At 61.4% G+C, this 15,105-nt stretch carries 15 protein-coding genes; 9 read left to right on the forward strand and 6 right to left on the reverse strand.

The annotated features are described in order from the left end of the window. Positions 1-49 precede the first annotated feature (49 nt). Positions 50-1,054: a hypothetical protein gene (locus ACW9UO_RS04160; RefSeq protein ID WP_457087722.1), complete on the forward strand. Its 1,005-nt coding sequence runs from the start codon at positions 50-52 to the stop codon at positions 1,052-1,054. Between the two features lie 49 nt (positions 1,055-1,103). Here ACW9UO_RS04160 and uvrA read toward each other — a convergent pair whose 3' ends face one another. From uvrA to dksA, 3 genes are all read right to left on the reverse strand, one after another. Then, positions 1,104-3,983 (reverse strand): excinuclease ABC subunit UvrA, encoded by a 2,880-nt coding sequence (gene uvrA, locus ACW9UO_RS04165; RefSeq protein WP_457087723.1) that lies wholly within the window; start codon positions 3,981-3,983, stop codon positions 1,104-1,106. Positions 3,984-4,127: 144 nt separating this feature from the next. Beyond that, positions 4,128-5,303, reverse strand: a complete 1,176-nt coding sequence (locus ACW9UO_RS04170; protein WP_457087724.1) for an FAD-dependent oxidoreductase — start codon at positions 5,301-5,303, stop codon at positions 4,128-4,130. A gap of 73 nt (positions 5,304-5,376) precedes the next feature. Beyond that, positions 5,377-5,799 (reverse strand): RNA polymerase-binding protein DksA, encoded by a 423-nt coding sequence (gene dksA / locus ACW9UO_RS04175; protein ID WP_457087725.1) that lies wholly within the window; start codon positions 5,797-5,799, stop codon positions 5,377-5,379. 181 nt (positions 5,800-5,980) lie between these two features. Between dksA and ACW9UO_RS04180 the strand changes: the two genes are divergently transcribed. The 7 genes from ACW9UO_RS04180 (at position 5,981) to ACW9UO_RS04210 (ending at position 11,795) form a co-directional block, all read left to right on the forward strand. Next, positions 5,981-6,820, forward strand: coding sequence for an AAA family ATPase (locus tag ACW9UO_RS04180; RefSeq protein WP_457087726.1), 840 nt, complete (start codon positions 5,981-5,983; stop codon positions 6,818-6,820). A gap of 522 nt (positions 6,821-7,342) precedes the next feature. Continuing rightward, on the forward strand, positions 7,343-7,807 hold the full coding sequence (locus ACW9UO_RS04185; protein ID WP_457087727.1) for a GNAT family N-acetyltransferase: 465 nt from the start codon (positions 7,343-7,345) through the stop codon (positions 7,805-7,807). A 3-nt stretch (positions 7,808-7,810) separates the two neighbouring features. Then, entirely contained in the window at positions 7,811-9,187 is a 1,377-nt protein-coding gene (locus ACW9UO_RS04190) for a DUF2927 domain-containing protein (protein WP_457087728.1), read from the forward strand. 48 nt (positions 9,188-9,235) lie between these two features. After that, a complete protein-coding gene (locus ACW9UO_RS04195) occupies positions 9,236-9,403 on the forward strand; it encodes an apolipoprotein acyltransferase (RefSeq protein ID WP_457087729.1) in 168 nt (55 codons plus the stop codon). 7 nt (positions 9,404-9,410) lie between these two features. Then, a complete protein-coding gene (locus ACW9UO_RS04200) occupies positions 9,411-10,595 on the forward strand; it encodes a vWA domain-containing protein (RefSeq protein ID WP_457087730.1) in 1,185 nt (394 codons plus the stop codon). 226 nt (positions 10,596-10,821) lie between these two features. Further along, on the forward strand, positions 10,822-11,190 hold the full coding sequence (locus ACW9UO_RS04205) for a hypothetical protein (RefSeq protein ID WP_457087731.1): 369 nt from the start codon (positions 10,822-10,824) through the stop codon (positions 11,188-11,190). Then, the gene (locus ACW9UO_RS04210; RefSeq protein WP_457087732.1) at positions 11,187-11,795 is read left to right on the forward strand and encodes a DedA family protein; all 609 of its coding nucleotides are present in this window, start codon (positions 11,187-11,189) and stop codon (positions 11,793-11,795) included. The genes ACW9UO_RS04205 and ACW9UO_RS04210 overlap by 4 nt, the downstream gene beginning before the upstream one ends. Before the next feature lie 22 nt (positions 11,796-11,817). On the opposite strand, the gene ACW9UO_RS04215 is transcribed toward ACW9UO_RS04210, so the two are convergent. Then, positions 11,818-12,012 (reverse strand): hypothetical protein, encoded by a 195-nt coding sequence (locus ACW9UO_RS04215; RefSeq protein WP_457087733.1) that lies wholly within the window; start codon positions 12,010-12,012, stop codon positions 11,818-11,820. Between the two features lie 291 nt (positions 12,013-12,303). Here ACW9UO_RS04215 and ACW9UO_RS04220 point away from each other — a divergent pair, with 291 nt between their 5' ends. Then, complete coding sequence (locus tag ACW9UO_RS04220; protein WP_457088598.1) at positions 12,304-12,990, forward strand: M48 family metalloprotease; 687 nt, start codon at positions 12,304-12,306, stop codon at positions 12,988-12,990. 219 nt (positions 12,991-13,209) lie between these two features. On the opposite strand, the gene ACW9UO_RS04225 is transcribed toward ACW9UO_RS04220, so the two are convergent. Together ACW9UO_RS04225 and ACW9UO_RS04230 are read right to left on the reverse strand one after the other, a co-directional pair. Continuing rightward, the gene (locus ACW9UO_RS04225; RefSeq protein ID WP_457087734.1) at positions 13,210-13,749 is read right to left on the reverse strand and encodes an RSP_2648 family PIN domain-containing protein; all 540 of its coding nucleotides are present in this window, start codon (positions 13,747-13,749) and stop codon (positions 13,210-13,212) included. A 93-nt stretch (positions 13,750-13,842) separates the two neighbouring features. Then, positions 13,843-15,036 (reverse strand): RSP_2647 family RNA methyltransferase, encoded by a 1,194-nt coding sequence (locus tag ACW9UO_RS04230; RefSeq protein WP_457087735.1) that lies wholly within the window; start codon positions 15,034-15,036, stop codon positions 13,843-13,845. Positions 15,037-15,105: the final 69 nt, after the last annotated feature.

A 15,105-nucleotide genomic window follows, 5' to 3' on the forward strand; every position in this document is an offset into this window, starting at 1 on the left:
GCGGAGAGCTGAGGCGTTGTGGTGTCAGAATTCAAACGCTGAGGACCATATGACCCGTTTCATCTCTCCGCTCGCCCTCGCCGCCGCGCTGTCCTTGCCGCTCTCGGCAGAGGCCGCGCCAACCCATATGCCGCAATTTGACGCGTCCCTCACCGCGCAGGCCGAAACTGGCCCGGTGCTGATCAAGTCCGAAGGCAAGGGCAAGGCGAAGGGCAAAAAGAAAGCCAAGCAGAAAAAGAAGAAGTCCAAGGGGAAAGACAAGGGCAAGTCCAAGGTCAAAATCAAAGACGATAAGGCCAAGATTGAGATCAAGAACGGCAAGAACAAAGCCAAAGTCGAGGTCAAGGACGGCAAATCCAAGATCGAGATTGACGGCGACGCTGATTTCACCCGCCAAGCGCTGTCGCGGATGTCCGCGCTTGGCGTGCCGCTGGCCGTGCTGGGCACCGCGGGTCTGACAAATATCCTGATCGATTGCCCGCCCGGTTTGGCCCTGGAAGACGTGCCCTGCGTGCCGCCCGGACAGGCGAAAAAGGGTGTCACCGCCGAGGAATGGGCCAGCCGCAATGATGACGACGTGCGCCTGCATCTGGTCGAGCGCCAACGTGAGATCGACGTGACTATCGAGGAAGAGTACGAGTTGGATGTCGAGATTGACAACGACGTCGACCTCGATCCTTTCGTCAATGATTTCGCGCTGACACAGGACCGGATTGTTGACCTTTTCGCGCTCGATCCCGCCCCCGAAGACCACGCCTATATCATCATCGACGGCCAGCCGGTGCTGCTTGATATGGAGAATTATCGCCGTATCCGCCTGCTGCGCGGCTTGCAGGATGTGCGTGTTTTCGAGGTCGAAGATCTCGATCTGATGTCGATGGCCGGGCACGACGGGCTGGTCGCGTCTTATGATCTGCCCGAGCCCGACGCCGAGCATTACTATTCCGCCGTGGATGGCGAAGTCCTGCTACTGCCCGCGCGCGCTTACGAGATGATGCAACTGTTGCGCATCGCGGCAATCGCACCCTCGGCACAGGTTGCGCAAACCCGCTAACCTATTGATGTAAAAGCGAACGGCCGGGCAGACAAACCCGGCCGTTTTGCTATTCCGCCGCCACTTTGCGGGGTTTGAGCATCGGCGCAAGGTAATGGCCAGTATAGCTCGCTTTGACCTTGGCCACCTTTTCCGGCGTGCCGGTCGCCACGATTTTACCACCGCCATCGCCGCCCTCGGGGCCAATATCGATGATCCAATCGGCGGTTTTGATCACGTCGAGATTGTGCTCGATCACCACAACCGTATTGCCACCCTCAACCAATTCATGCAGCACTTCCAACAGCTTGCGCACGTCTTCAAAGTGCAGGCCGGTGGTCGGTTCATCAAGGATATACAGCGTGCGCCCGGTCGAGCGTTTGGCCAGTTCCTTCGACAGTTTGACCCGCTGCGCCTCGCCGCCCGAAAGCGTTGTCGCCTGCTGGCCAACCTTGATATAGCCAAGGCCCACCCGCATCAGCGCATCCATCTTGTCACGGATCGATGGCACCGCCTGGAAAAACCCCTGCGCCTCTTCAACTGTCATATTAAGAACGTCGGCTATGCTCTTGCCTTTGAACTTAATTTCCAAGGTTTCGCGGTTGTAGCGCGCGCCTTTGCACGTCTCGCATTCAACGTAAACGTCGGGCAAAAAGTGCATCTCGATCTTGATCACACCGTCGCCCTGACAGGCCTCACAACGCCCGCCCTTGACGTTAAAGCTGAAGCGCCCCGGCTTATAGCCGCGCGTTTTGGCCTCGGGCAGACCGGCAAACCAATCGCGGATCGGGGTGAAAGCCCCGGTATAGGTCGCTGGATTTGAACGTGGCGTGCGCCCAATGGCGCGTTGGTCAATATCGATGACCTTGTCGAGATGCTCCAACCCCTTGATCGTCTCGCAGGGCGCGGGCGTTTGGCGCGCGCCGTTCAGACGCATCGAGGCGGTTTTGAACAGCGTTTCAATCGTCAGCGTCGACTTGCCGCCGCCCGAGACGCCGGACACGCAGACGAATTTGCCCAGCGGAAACTCGGCAGTGACCTTGCGCAGGTTGTTGCCCGTCGCCTTGACCACCGTGACCGATTTGCCATTGCCCTTGCGCCGCTCGGACGGCACTGCAATCTCGCGCTGACCAGAAAGATACTGCCCGGTCAATGACTTGGGGTCCGCCGCGACTTCATCAGGGGTGCCGCGCGACACCACTTCGCCACCATGCACCCCGGCCCCGGGACCGATGTCAAAGACGTAATCCGCCTCGCGGATCGCCTCTTCATCATGCTCGACCACGATCACCGTATTGCCCTGATCGCGCAGGTTTTTCAGCGTGCCAATCAGGCGGTCGTTGTCGCGTTGGTGCAGGCCAATCGACGGCTCATCGAGCACATAAAGCACCCCGGTCAGGCCAGAGCCGATCTGCGAGGCAAGCCGGATACGCTGGCTTTCGCCACCCGACAAGGTGCCCGCATTCCGGCTAAGCGTGAGGTACTCCAAACCAACATTATTAAGGAATCCAAGGCGTTCTCGGATTTCCTTAAGGATGGCGCGGGCGATCTCGTTCTTCTGTTTCGACAGCTGATCGGGCACCGCGGTGCACCAATCATAGGCCTCGCGGATCGACATCTGCACCACTTGGCCGACATGCAGCAGCCCGGCGTCCGACGAGCCAATCTTGACCGCCAGCGCCTCTTCACGCAGGCGGTAGCCTTCGCAAACCTGACAGGATCGGTTGTTCTGATAGCGCTCAAATTCTTCGCGAATCCAGTTGGAATCGGTCTCGCGATAGCGCCGCTCCATATTGGGAATGACGCCTTCGAACACGCGGCTGATCTGATACACCCGCCCGCCTTCGTCATAGCGAAATTCGATTTCCTCTTCGCCGGAGCCATAGAGAAACGCCTGTTGAATGTGCGCCGGCAGGTCTTTCCAACGGGTGTTCTTGTCGAATTCGTAATGCTTGGCCAGCGCCTCGATGGTCTGGAGGAAATACGGGCTTTTGCCCTTGCGCCACGGGGCTAGCGCGCCGTCGTAAATCTTGAGCGTGGCGTCGGGCACCACGAGCCGTTCGTCGAAAAACAGCTCGACCCCAAGGCCATCACATTCCGGGCAAGCGCCAAACGGCGCGTTGAAGGAAAACAGCCGTGGCTCAATCTCGGGAATGGTGAAGCCACTGACCGGACAGGCAAAATTCTCGGAAAAGGTGATGCGCTCCGGCTCGCCCTCGTCTTCACGCGGGGCGGTTTCCAGCACGGTGATGCCATCGGCCAAATCCAGCGCGGTGCGGAAACTGTCGGCCAGCCGCGTTTCCAGCCCCTCGCGCACGACGATCCGGTCGACCACCACATCGATGTCATGGCGGTATTTTTTGTCCAGCGTCGGCGGCTCGTCGAGCTCGTAGAACGCGCCATCCACCTTGACGCGCTGAAACCCCTGCTTGCGCAACTCGAGGAATTCCTTGCGGTATTCGCCTTTGCGGTCGCGGATAATGGGTGCGAGCAGATAGCCGCGCGTGCCCTCGGGCATCGTCATCACCCGGTCGACCATATCCTGCACCTGCTGCGCCTCAATCGGCTTGCCGGTGGCAGGCGAATACGGCGTACCGGCGCGGGCAAACAGCAGCCGCATATAGTCATAAATCTCGGTCACAGTGCCGACGGTCGAGCGCGGGTTTTTCGAGGTTGTCTTCTGCTCAATCGAGATCGCCGGGCTGAGGCCCGAGATGTGATCAACGTCAGGTTTCTCCATCATATCAAGGAACTGGCGCGCATAGGCCGAGAGGCTCTCGACATAGCGGCGCTGGCCCTCGGCATAGATCGTGTCAAACGCCAGTGACGATTTGCCAGACCCCGACAGGCCCGTGATCACCACAAGCTGATCGCGCGGAATGTCCACGTCGATCCCCTTGAGGTTATGTTCGCGCGCACCGCGCACCTCGATAAACTTATGTTCCGGCATAAAACGTCCTCGTTCGGCAGAACCTAACACATAGTGAATGATCGCCCGTTCGCCAATGAAAAAGAGAGAACACAAGAGGAACATCGCTTATGGCGCGGAAATCGCGGTGTGGAATGCCGCTGGGTGTGGCGCAGGCAGGCGGAATTAATCCGCGCGCGTGACGTCAAAACCGTAAAGCCAGTCGAATTGCCCAAGCAAACGGCGCGGCGCGATCCGGCTGCCCAACCAAAGCGCGCTATGCGCTGCAAGCCGCAGCGGCCCCGGCCGCAGGTGGTATTTCCAGGCGTTGCCAGTGGCGGTGTCAACGATGCGGGTGCAGCGCGGCAGGCGGGCCGCTTGATAGGCGGCAAGGCCAGCGGCGATGTCGTCATGATTGGCCAAAGCCGCGCCAAGCGCCCAAGCATCCTCGAGCGCCATGTTCGCGCCCTGCGCCAGAAACGGCAGCGTTGGGTGCGCCGCATCGCCAACCAACGCGCAGTTGCCACCAACCCAGCGCGGCGCAACCGCGTGGCGGAACAAGCCCCAGAGCATGACCTCGTCGACCGCCGACAGCATCTCCTGCACCTTGGGGCCAAAACCGGCAAAGGCGGCGCGCAGGTTGGCCGGGTCGTCGGCGTGGTGCCAGCCTTCCTCGGCCCAGTCGTCGCGTTCCTGCGCCGCCACAAGGTTCAATTTCGACCCGTCGCGCAGCGGATAACACACCAGATGCCGCCCCGGCCCCATATGCACCTGCACCTCTGCGCCCTGCCCGGTCACATTCGGAATGACGGCCCGCCAGGCGACCTGTCCAGTGAATTGCGGTGCGGCCGGCCCGATCAGCGCATCGCGCAGCTTTGAATGCAGCCCATCCGCGCCCACCACCAGCGCCGCCTCATGCCGGGTGCCATCGGTCAGCAATATTTCAGGCCGCGCGCCGGGGCGAATTTCAGCAACCTCGCGGTTCAATTCGATCCGCACGCCAAGATCGCGCGCCGCCGACGCCAACAGCGCAATCAGATCAGCGCGGTGCACGAAGTGATATCGCTGGTCGGGCGGCAACAGCCCAAGATCAAGCCGCGCCACCTCGCGCCCCGCCCGAAAGTCGCGCAACGACACCGCGCGCCCCTGCACGGCGGCAGCGGACAAAGTATCGGCCAGCCCCAGCGCCTCGATCACGCGCAGGCCATTCGGGCTGATCTGCAGCCCGGCGCCAACCTCGCGCAGCGCCTCGGCCTGCTCTAGCACCGTGACCTGCGCACCGCGCCCAGCCAGACAGAGCGCGGTGGTCAACCCACCGATACCACCGCCAACAACACAGACCTCAAGACCAAGCAAGCTCATCACGTCCCTTCCCTCGCAAAAACGCCGGAGCATGAGCCCCGGCGTTTTCAGAATGTCATCATGGTGCCGCGGCTCAATCGTCGCGGTGGACCTTTTCCCGGCGCTCGTGGCGTTCCTGCGCTTCAAGGCTCATCGTGGCGATGGGCCGCGCATCCAGACGCTTGAGCGAGATCGGCTCGCCTGTCACTTCGCAATAGCCAAATTCGCCCTCTTCAATCCGGCGCAGCGCCGAATTGATCTTGGCGACCAGCTTACGCTGACGATCCCGGGTACGAAGCTCGATGGCGCGGTCAGTCTCCTCACTGGCGCGGTCGGCGACGTCGGGAATGTTGCGTGTGCTTTCCTGAAGGCCTTCAAGTGTGTCGCGGGTGTCGTCCAGCAACTCATTCTTCCAAGCGATCAACTTGAGGCGAAAATACTCAAGCTGTTTGTCATTCATGAATGGTTCGCCCTCAGCGGGACGATAGTCTTCCGGTAGAAACGATTCCTGTTTCATATCCGCTCCCTTGTTCTCGCCAGAGTCAGATGAAATCAATTTTGAACTCCTTACTACCGGCTACCCCTGCGCGCTCGGGTTACTCCCTGAGAGCGAGAATGTCACTACACAAAGCGCTGTATTGCAGCGATTTCCCGGAAACTATAGGGTCCGGGAAATACGGCCATTTCAAGGAGCGGGCATGAAATTCGAAGGCACGGAAAGCTATGTTGCGACAGAAGATCTGACGTTAGCGGTAAACGCCGCAGTGACGCTGGAACGCCCGCTTCTGGTCAAGGGCGAGCCCGGCACTGGCAAGACCGAACTGGCCCGGCAAGTGGCCGATGCGCTGGGGTTGCGGATGCTCGAGTGGAACATCAAATCCACCACCAAAGCGCAGCAGGGGCTTTACGAATATGACGCCGTGTCGCGTCTGCGCGACAGCCAGCTGGGCGAAGAGCGGGTGCACGACGTGCGAAATTACATCCGCAAGGGCAAGCTCTGGCAGGCGTTTGAGGCGGATGAAAAAGTGGTGCTGTTGATTGATGAGATCGACAAGGCCGACATCGAATTTCCCAACGATTTGTTGCAAGAAATCGATAAAATGGAATTTCATGTCTATGAGACCGGCGACACCATCAAGGCCCGCCACCGGCCGATCGTGATCATTACCTCGAACAACGAAAAGGAACTGCCTGATGCGTTTTTGCGGCGTTGTTTCTTTCACTACATCCGCTTTCCCGACGAGGCGACGATGCGCCAGATTGTCGAGGTGCATCACCCCGGCATCAAAGATGCGCTGCTGACCACCGCGCTGACGCAGTTCTATGAGATCCGCGATCAGGCCGGCTTGAAGAAGAAGCCGTCCACCTCGGAAGTTCTGGACTGGCTCAAGCTTTTGCTGGCCGAAGATCTCAGCCCCGAAGACCTAGCCCGCGACGGAGCGGATGCCCTGCCCAAATTGCACGGAGCCCTGCTCAAAAACGAACAGGATGTGCATCTGTTCGAACGGCTGGCCTTTATGGCACGACGGGCCCGCTAGGCGCGCGTCCGATCTGTTGACAGATCGGCACCGATCCATTGATGGATCGGTCTCACCCACGACGCGGCAAAGGCCCCGCCCAAACCGCACGGCGCTAGACTGATGCGCGAACAATACGCGCATCAGCTCGTACCACCGGCCTTTGTGGCGCGACCGACCCGCCAAACGCGCGCCCGATCTGTCAACAGATCGGCACCGATCCATCAATGGATCGGCCTCGGCCGCGTTGGTTGTATTTTGCACTTTGTTAATTGTCTGTGAGCCATCTCACATATCCAATTGTTTGACGCGGCTTTGGATTGCGTCACGCCGCCATGCGCTCCGCCCACTACATCTGGTGGCGAGATATTAATTCTCTACAAGCCAACCCTTTGAAACGACTGAATTGCAACGGTTTCATACGCCGCGACATTCTGGCCGAAATGCGACTTAGGATTTCTTGACATTGCCCTATACTCACCTCAAAGGCGACACAGGCGTAAAGGATGTCTTAGGGCATCTGAGAGAACAGGCAGACTATTCATGTCCCAAAACGCTAAGGGTATATCCCCAAATATCCGCGATTTGCGCCCCGATGACCGGGCCCAATGGCAGGACCTGTGGCACCAATATCTGGCGTTTTACGACACCGAGCTTCCGGCCGAAATCTACGACACCACGTTCCAGCGGTTGCTGGGCGATGATCCACGGGATTTCAATGCGCTGGTGGCCGACGTCGACGGACGCCTTGTCGGACTGACCCATTACCTTTTTCACCGGCATGGCTGGAAGCAAGAAGAGGTCTGCTATCTGCAAGACCTCTTTGCCAGCCCCGACCAGCGCGGTCGCGGCATTGGCCGCAGGCTGATCGAAGCGGTCTATGCCGCTGCCGATGCAAAAGGTGCCCCCGCCGTCTACTGGCTCACTCAGGAGTTCAACCAGACCGCCCGCGATCTTTATGATCGGATCGGTGTGCTGACCCCTTTCCTCAAATATCAGAGAGCCTGAGCCATGCGCCGTACCCGCCGTCTGTTGCTTCCGATCTATCTCGTGCTCAGTGCTTGTATGCCTATTGCCTCGGCTGACATGCCGACCCGTGCCGCCAGCATCGAGTTGACGTTGCCTTCGATGAAAACCTTCTCGGTGCCGCGTCCGGTGCCGGCGCTGCGGTCAAATTCCGACATTTCGCGCGATTTCATGGACCTGCATTTCCAACTGGAAAGCGGCCGCTCCCTGCCCACTTTTTCGCGTTTTGAAGGCCCGATTGCCGTGCGTGTCACCGGAGATGCGCCCCCCCAGCTTGATCGCGATCTCAAGCGCCTGCTGCACCGGATGCGCACCGAGGCCGGGCTTGATATCTGGCAGGTCGCCCCTGATGCCGCCGCCCAGGTGACGATCCAGGCCGTGAGCACCGCCGAGATCCGCAAGGCGCTGCCGATGGCCGCCTGTTTCGTGGTGCCCAACGTCGGGTCGATGGCCGAATACAAACGCATGCGCCGGTCGCAGGCGCTGAACTGGGCGCAGGTCAAACGCCGCGAGAAAGTGGCGATCTTCGTGCCCAACGACAGCACGCCGCAGGAAATGCGCGACTGCCTGCACGAAGAACTGGCGCAATCGCTCGGCCCGCTTAACGATCTGTATCGCCTGTCGGATTCGGTGTTCAATGATGACAACGTCCACACCGTTCTGACCGGGTTTGACATGCTGGTGCTGCGCGCCACCTATGACAAATCGCTCCAATCTGGCATGAGCCGCAACGAGGTCGCCACCCGCCTGCCCGGCATTCTGGCCCGCCTCAATCCGCGCGGTCAGGGCATCGCCACACGCCGCCAATCCCGCACCCCGCGCGTCTGGATTGAAGCCGTTCAAACCGCGCTTGGGCCGGGCACCGCCTCTGCCGCCCGCCGCCGCTCGGCCACCGAATCGCTCAAGGTCGCCTCGGCGATGGGCTGGCAGGATCACCGCCGCGCCTTTTCGCACTACGCCATGGGCCGCATCCTTTTAGCCACCGACCCCGAACAGGCCCGCGCCGAGTTTGAGGCCGCCGGACGGTTCTATCGCCAAACCCCGACGACCGATCTGCATCAGGCCTATGTCGCCTCGCAGCTTGCTGCGTTGGAGCTGACCCGCTCCAACCCCGAGCGTGCGCTCACCCTGATTGCGCAGCATGTCGACACCGCCGCGCGCTATGAAAACGCCGCCCTGCTGGCGACGCTGCTGTTGCTCCGGGCCGAGGCGCTTGACCTCACAGGCCGGGTGTCCGAGGCCCGCGAGGTCCGGATGGACTCTCTGGGTTGGGCGCGCTACGGCTTTGGCGCGGATTGGGCGGTACGGGCAAAGCTTCGTGAAATCGCCTCGCTCAGCCCGCTCAAAGGCCCGCGCAGCTAGGGCACATCGCCCGCTGCGCGACAGCGACCATATGAAGGACAAGAGCGGATGTTGGTATTTTTAGGCGCACTGATTGGCGCCATCATCGGCGGCACCATCGCCAAGAAACGCGGCGGCAAGACCCTCGATATCGTGCAATATGTCGGCATCTATGCGCTGGCCTTTGCGCTTGTGGGCATGGTCGCCACGCTGATTGTCCATCGGATGGCGCTCTGAGGCCGCGATGTTCGTCCCCTTCTTCGAGACCCTGCGCCGTGCAGGTGTGCCGGTGTCACTGCGGGAATATCTGACCTTTCTCGAGGGGCTGACCGCCGGTCTCGCCACCTATGATGTCGAGGCCTTCTATTACCTCGCCCGCGTGTCGATGGTGAAGGACGAGCGCAATCTTGATAAGTTCGACCGCGCCTTTTCGCATTGCTTCAAAGGGTTAGAGGAGATTTCCGCGCAGGACGTGCTGAACTCCGTCGACCTGCCCGAAGAATGGCTGCGCAAGATGGCGGAGAAGCATCTATCGCCCGAAGAGATGGCCGAAATCGAAGCGCTTGGCGGCTTTGACAAGCTGATGGAGACGCTGAAACAGCGGCTTGAGGACCAGAAAGGCCGCCACCAGGGCGGCAGCAAATGGATTGGCACCGCTGGCACCTCACCGTTTGGGGCCAACGGCTACAATCCTGAAGGCGTGCGCATCGGTCAGGACAAAAGCCGCCATCAGCGCGCGGTCAAGGTTTGGGACAAGCGCGAGTTTCGCAATCTCGACGATCAGATCGAACTGGGCACCCGCAACATCAAGGTCGCGCTGAAACGTCTGCGCAACTGGGCGCGCACCGGGGCGGCGGATGAGCTTGATCTTGACGGCACCATTCGCGCCACCGCTGAGCATGGCTATCTCGATGTCAAAACCCGCCCCGAGCGCCACAACGCCGTCAAGGTGTTGCTGTTTCTCGATGTTGGCGGCTCGATGGATGCCCATATCCGTGTGGTCGAAGAGCTGTTTTCCGCCGCGCGCACCGAGTTCAAGCACCTCGAATATTACTACTTCCACAATTGCCTGTACGAAGGCGTGTGGCGCGACAATGCCCGCCGTTGGTCTGAAGTCACCCCGACGTGGGAGGTGCTGCGGACCTATGGCGCGGATTACAAATGTATCTTTGTCGGCGATGCCTCGATGTCGCCGTATGAAATTGCCTATGCCGGCGGCGCCAATGAACATTGGAACGAAGAGGCCGGGCAGGTCTGGCTTGAGCGGGCGCGCGAACAGTGGCGCTCGAACCTCTGGATCAACCCGGTGCCGGAAAAGCATTGGCAGTACACCCAGTCGGTGCGGATGATCCAAGACATCTTTGAAGGCACAATGGTGCCGATGACGCTCGAAGGATTAGAGCGTGGGATGAAGGGCTTGGTGCGCTAGCGCCTCGACTGGGCGGGTCTGGGCGGATCTGGGCGGGTCTGCATCGCCTTTATAAGCGGCATGTTCAGCAAACGAGGCTTGGCGTGGTTTGCTGCGGATTGTACCTTGGGTGCGATCTATCACAGGATATCCGCATGTCCCAAGCCGCCCCAGTCCACTCCAACCCGGTCCCATCCGCCCCCGTCCAAGGCATCCCTATCTGCCCCTTGTGCCCGTGGCCGCCGCGATGAGCGCTCTGCGTACTTTGTGGCGCGACAACAAGCTTTTGTTGACCGGCTTTGTGCTGGCGCTGGCGCTGATGGCGTTCTTTGCCATTCGCTCGGTCATGTTCTGGGTCTATTGGGCCGATCCGATGCATCGCAATCAGGCGATCGAGCCGTGGATGACGCCGCGCTATATCGCCCATTCCTGGGATGTGCCGCCGCAGATCGTTGGCGAGGCAATGCACCTCGACCCCAGTGGCGGGCGCATCACGGTGGCCGAGGTTGCCGCGCAGCAGGGTGTGGCCTCGGGCGAGATTGTCCGCGTTGTCACCGCCGCGATCCTTGACCACCGCGCCACACGGCCTGCAACACGCGAGGCCATGGGCAAGTGAGCGACGCGCTGTTCCAACTCGTGGCCGATTACGGCGTCTGGCTGCTGGCGGCGTCGTGTTTCCTGTCGTGCCTGCTGGTGCCGATCCCGTCGTCGCTGTTGATGCTGGCGGGCGGCGCTTTTGTGGCGGCGGGCGATCTTGATCTTGGCAATGTGCTGGCGGGGGCGTGGCTGGGCGCGGTGCTGGGCGATCAGACGGGTTTCGCCATCGGACGCAAAGGCGCGCATGTGCCCGACCGCATCGCCACCCGCTGGCCCCGCCAAGCGCCAACCCTCACCAAGGCGCGCGATTTGGTGGCGCGGCGCGGTGCAATGGGCGTGTTCTTCTCGACTTGGCTGGTGGCCCCGCTCGGGCCGTATGTGAATTTCATCGCCGGGGCGACCGGGCTTGGATGGGGCAAATTCACGCTCTGGGATGCCGCAGGCGAGGCGATCTGGGTCGCCACCTATATCGGCCTGGGCTATGGGTTTTCCGACCAACTGGCGATGGTGGCCGATGTCGCCACCAACGCCTCGGGCTTTCTGGCCGCTATGGCTGTGGCGGTCGTTTTCGGATGGCTGCTGTTGGCCAAAATGCGCAAGGTGCCAGCCAAACCCGTTCAATAACCGCGCGCACCTTGCACAGTCCTCACACTGCGAGCCCCCAAAGCCCCAAAACAGTGGTGGGCACAAAAAGCCAGCCCTGTGGCACGCGGCGATAGCTTTGGCCGATCATCGGGATTCCAATGATCCCGAGCAGCATGAAAGCCGCAGACAGCGCGGTTGCAGCAAGTGCGAGGCCGGAGGTGATGCCAAATGCATCCAAGGCAAAGAAACCGGCCATGAACAATAAAACCAAGCTCACCATGTGCCAGCAAAACCAAAAAACATCGCGCACCATCGGGTCAATCTGCACGGTGGCGCGCAAAGGCTGGGCAACCTCTCACCCGCCCACAAAGACATGCACAAGACACCACACAAGTGACATCACTGCGGCACTGATCAACAACACATTCATCGCGCACTCCGATATGACAGGGGAAACCACCCAGGGTTGCAATGAGGCTGCCGATTTTCACAGCGACGGCCAATGTGGCAACTTGTCCATTGCGCCGCCCTGCCCCATATCTTGGATATGTTGAAGTTTACCCCCATCCTTCTGGCCGTGCTCTACGCGCTGGCGATGTATCACTTCTCGGCGTGGCGCACCCGCAAGGAGTTGGATTCCCGTTCGACCGAGCTCGCCGATCCGACGCTGAGGAAGCTGACCGACCGGATGGCCGCCGCGCTCGATCTGGCGCGGATCAAGGTGCATATCTACGAGATCGATCCGGTCAATGGGCTAGCCGCGCCGGATGGGCGGATTTTCATCACCCGCGGGTTCTTTCGCAAATATCGCAATGGCGAGGTGACGGCCGAAGAGCTGGCCAGCGTGATTGCGCATGAGTTGGGGCATGTGGCGCTGGGTCATTCGAGGCGGCGGATGATTGATTTTTCGGGGCAAAACGCGCTGCGCACCGCGCTTGGCATGGTGCTGAGCCGGTTCCTTCCGGGGATCGGCGTGTGGATCGCCGGGGCGCTGACCTCGCTGTTGGCTGCGCGGTTGTCACGGTCGGATGAGTATGAGGCGGATGCCTATGCGGCGGCTTTGCTGACCAAAGCCGGGATCGGTGTGGCGCCGCAGATCAGCCTGTTCCACAAGCTCGACGCCCTAACCGCCAGCCGGTCAGGTGCGATGCCAGCGTGGTTGATGAGCCATCCCAAGACGGCGGAACGGATTGCGGAGCTGCAGAAACTCGACGGGCGCTGGGGCAAGTCCTGAGCCGCAAACGCAAGCCGGGGGGCTTTCTTAGGCGCGGAGTCAAGGCCGCAGGCCGCCGCGCATCGCCGGGCCGCCCCCCGGCACGGCGATTTGGCTGGCACATCGCGATACTGTCACGTCGTTCGGATTTGGCGGGGATTAAGTGCATTTTATAGAATGTCGGATCGCCGTACCACGGCCCAGCGATGCGCGGCTCGTCACCACGGGCTGAGCGATCCACTAGCCCAGCGCTTTGGCCAACCTCGGCAACCGCGCCTTTTTCAGCAAGGGTCGCATGTCCCAATCATGCTCGGACAGGCTCAGCGCCTTGGCCAGCACCTGATCGCCGACATGCGCCACCAAGTCGGGCTGCGCCTGCCAGATGCCGTGCAGGAACCCGTCCGGGTCCAGCCGCGACAACCCCTCTTCGGCCAAGATCTGACGCGGGAAATCCTTGGCGTTCATCGTGCAGATCATATCCGCCGACCCGGCAATCGCCGCCGCCAGCACATGCACATCCGCCGGGTCCGGCAGCCACAGACGCGCCTCGAGAGAGGGCGGCCATGTCACCGCAGCCCCCGGCCACGCCACCGCCATCATGGCAATCTCGCCGCGCGCCTGCACCTCGGCCTCGGGGCCGATCTTGCGCGTTGCGCGCGCCCATTCCTCAAGGATTCGCGCCGACCACAGCGGTGTGAACGCGCCCTGGCCCGCCACCCCGACCAGCATCTCGCGCATGACCGTGGGATAGATCACGCAGGCGTCGAGCAGAACCTTCATCGCGGCGGCTCCGGTTGCGGGGAAAAGGGGCGTTGCCCCTCGGCCTGCGGCCTCACCCCAGGATATTTGTCAGCCAGAGAAGCATGGGCGCTCTTACAGCCGATAGAACAGCGCCTTGAGATACCCCGATTCCGCCAGTTGCGGCATCAAGGGATGGTCCGGCCCGGCAAATCCGGTGTTGATCAACGCGCCCTGGCGCCCGGCGCGGCCAATGCCACGGGTACACGCGGTGCGGAACGCGCCAAGATCAACGGCATGCGAGCAGGAACACAGCCCAACATACCCGCCCGGCTTGACCAGAACCGCCGCAAGCCGCGCAATCCGTTCATAGGCGCGCAAGCCGGCCTCCAACGCTTGTTTCGAGGGCGCAAAGGCGGGCGGATCACAGATCACCACATCAAACTGCGCGCCGTCCTCGGCCAGCTTGGCCAAGGCGTCAAAGGCATCGCTTTGCAGGATTTCCAGCGTATCGCCCTGGCCCGAGGCCGCGGCACCCGCAACTGCCAGATCCAGCGCCGGGGCCGAGCCATCGACGCAGATGGCGCGCGCGGCGCCCGCCGCCAACATCGCAAGGCCAAAGCCGCCGACATGGGAAAACACATCGAGCACTGTCGCCCCGGGAGCCACAAGCCGCTGGGAAAACCGGTGATTTTCGCGCTGGTCAAAGAACAGCCCGGTTTTCTGTCCACCGGTCAGATCGGCCATATAGGTCGCGCCGTTCATCACCACCGGCAGCGGCCCATCCGGGGCCTGCCCCGCCAAAACGCCCGAGACATCATCAAGCCCTTCAAGCGCCCGCGTCCGTCCGCCGGCGTTCTTGAGAACATGGGTCACGCCTGTCACCTCTTGCAAGGCGGCGGTCAGTTCGTCGAGCCGCACGTCAAGCCAGGCGGCGTTGGGCTGCACCACGGCAGTATCGCCAAAGCGGTCGATCACCAGACCGGGAAGCCCATCAGCCTCGGCATGGACCAAACGGTAGAACGGCGCGTCATACAGCTGTTCGCGCATGGCAAGGGCGCTGGCAAAGCGCGCGGCAAACCACGCCTGATCGACGGTCTCGGAGGTGTCATACGACAACACCCGCCCGATGATCTTGGACACCGGGTTGGCCGCCACCAGCGCAATTGGTGCGCGGTCGGCATCTTCAAGCACAGCCAAGGCGCCGGGCGCGATGGTGCGGGTTCGGCGGTCTGTCACCACTTCGTTGGCATAGACCCAAGGCGCGCCGTGGCGGATTGCGCGGGCGTTGGCTTTGGGTTTGAGGCGGATCACGGGAATATCTGTCATCCTGCCCTGATAGGGCTTTGCGCGCGCCGAGGAAAGACCCGACGCGACCAGAAGTGAATGCGACATTCT

The sequence above is a fragment of the Marinovum sedimenti genome (assembly GCF_054052205.1).